The sequence below is a fragment of the Roseateles sp. P5_E11 genome, assembly GCF_054049355.1.
On sequence record NZ_JBFUMO010000802.1, the window covers coordinates 1 to 2,094 of the forward strand.

Annotated in this window: 3 protein-coding genes; 2 read left to right on the forward strand and 1 reads right to left on the reverse strand. The window is 66.5% G+C overall.

Features of this window, described 5'->3' with window-relative positions; all coding sequences use genetic code 11:
* The first annotated feature begins 143 nt into the window (after window positions 1-143).
* Together ACXJKR_RS30795 and ACXJKR_RS30800 are read left to right on the forward strand one after the other, a co-directional pair.
* Window positions 144-926, forward strand: a complete 783-nt coding sequence (locus ACXJKR_RS30795; protein WP_457326083.1) for a glutaminyl-peptide cyclotransferase — start codon at window positions 144-146, stop codon at window positions 924-926.
* 83 nt (window positions 927-1,009) lie between these two features.
* Window positions 1,010-1,531 (forward strand): hypothetical protein, encoded by a 522-nt coding sequence (locus ACXJKR_RS30800; protein ID WP_457326084.1) that lies wholly within the window; start codon window positions 1,010-1,012, stop codon window positions 1,529-1,531.
* Window positions 1,532-1,592: 61 nt separating this feature from the next.
* Here ACXJKR_RS30800 and ACXJKR_RS30805 read toward each other — a convergent pair.
* The coding region (locus tag ACXJKR_RS30805; protein ID WP_457326085.1) for a YybH family protein at window positions 1,593-2,094 on the reverse strand (502 nt) is incomplete at its 5' end.

The window sequence follows — 2,094 nt, forward strand, 5'->3', positions numbered from 1 at the left end:
CCTCATGCAGGACCACGCCGCATCGCTGGCGGGCAAGGAACTGCATGTGCTGGACATCCCGGACGACTACCGCTTCATGGACCCCGAACTGGTCGAACTGTTGCAGACAGCTGTGCCCCCGCTGCTTCGGCTAGGCTGACGGCATGCGTTCTACCTTCTCCTCTTTTCTGCAGCGGCGCGCGGCCCTCGCACTGATCGCCGCGGCACTGACCGCGCCCGTTATCGCCGCCACGCCTGTCCAGGGCTTCAARGTCGTCAAGAGCTACCCGCACGACRGCCAGGCCTTCACCCAGGGCCTGTTCTTCCACGACGGCTTCCTGTTCGAAGGCACCGGCCTGCGTGGGCGCTCCAGCATCCGCAAGGTCGAGATCGAGACCGGCAAGGTGGTCCAGCAGGTGGACTTGCCGCCGGAAGTCTTCGGCGAAGGCATCTCGCAATGGGGTGACCGCCTCATCGGCATCACGTGGACGGAGCAGACTGCCTATGTGCTCGACCTCAAGACCTTCAAGCTCTGGCGCAAGTTCTCCTACCCCGGCGAGGGCTGGGGCCTGACGCACAACGACCGCGAGCTGGTCATGAGCGACGGCAGCCCCGAGCTGCGCTTCCTCGACCCGCTGACCTTCAAGGAACTGCGCCGCGTGCGCGTGACGGCCGACGGCAAGCCCGTCGACCAGCTCAACGAGCTCGAGTGGGTGGACGGCGAGGTGTTGGCCAACATCTGGCAAACCGACCGCATCGCCCGCATCGACCCCAAGACAGGCCGGGTGACCGGCTGGATCGACCTGAGCGGCCTGCTGCCTGACAACCTGCGCAGCAGCCCGGATGCGGTGCTCAACGGCATTGCCTATGACGCCAAGACCAAGCGGCTGTTTGTCACCGGCAAGCTGTGGCCGAAGCTGTTCGAGATCCAGCTGACCAGGAAATAGTCGAGCGCCACGAAGCTCACCTCCTCCAATCCGTGGTCGATAGACCCGCGCCTCATATGCCGCCGAAACGAAGCCTTGCCGTTTTGATCATCCTTGCAACGCTGGGCGCAGGCGCGCAGGCCCTTGAACCCAACCCCAAGCTTCGCGAGATCGCCGCCGCGGATCAACAGGACAGGGCGGGGCCCACCGGGGGCATCGACTACACGCAGCTGGCCGGTAGAGATGCCGAACGCCGGATCCAGGTCAGGCGCTTGCTGGAGCAAGGCGAAGTCCGTGCCGCCGAAGACTACTTCTACGCCGGGCTCGTCTTCCACCACGGCGAAACAGTGGATGACTTCAGGCTTGCCTTCTCGCTGATCAGCATCGCCGCAGCGCTGCGACCCGAACGCCCTGGCCCCAAGGCCGCCGCCTGCTCCGCGTGGGACAGGTTGCTCCTGCGGTCAGGAAAGCCGCAGTGGTATGGCACGCAGTTCGAGCGTTCAGCAAAGACGGGGAAGACGGAACTCTCGGCAGTCGATGAATCCGCCGTGACGGACGAGGACCGGAAGGCCTGCGGACTGCCAACGCTGCAAGAGTCTCGCGACGGTGCCGGTCAACTCAAGTAGCCTCGCGTGAACTGCGGGACGCGCGCCTGAACGGCGCTCTCGCGTCGCTCGTCGGGAACGATCAGCGGCAGACTTCCGTCCCGAAGTCAAAAACGATCTCCCAGCCACCCGCCGGCTTGCGGCGCCACACCGACTGGAAGCGCGCCGTCACCTTGCCATCGGGGTCCAGCACCGGGCCCGTCGTGCGGGCCAGGTCGCCGCTCGGCAGCACCAGCACCAGGTCGGGTGACCAGCTGAAGGGCGGCTTGGGCGAAGTCAGCAGGCCGTTCCAGGCCGTCATGACTGCGTCGGGACCGTGCAGCGGCGCCTTGCCCATCCAGATGGTGTCAGGCGCCAGCATGCGCCGGAACCCCGCCACGTCACGTGCTGCGAAGGCCGCGGCAAAGGCGGTCTCGGCGGCGCGAGCCTCTTCGACCCGCCTGGCGATTTCGTCGGCTGACGGCCAACCCGGTTCCGACGCGGCCGAAGCAGCGGCAGGCAGCGTGGCGGCGGCAAGCAGGGCATGGCGGCGGGTGGTCATCGGCTTCTCCGTTTGCTGGAAGCCACGAGCATGCCTCGCGGGC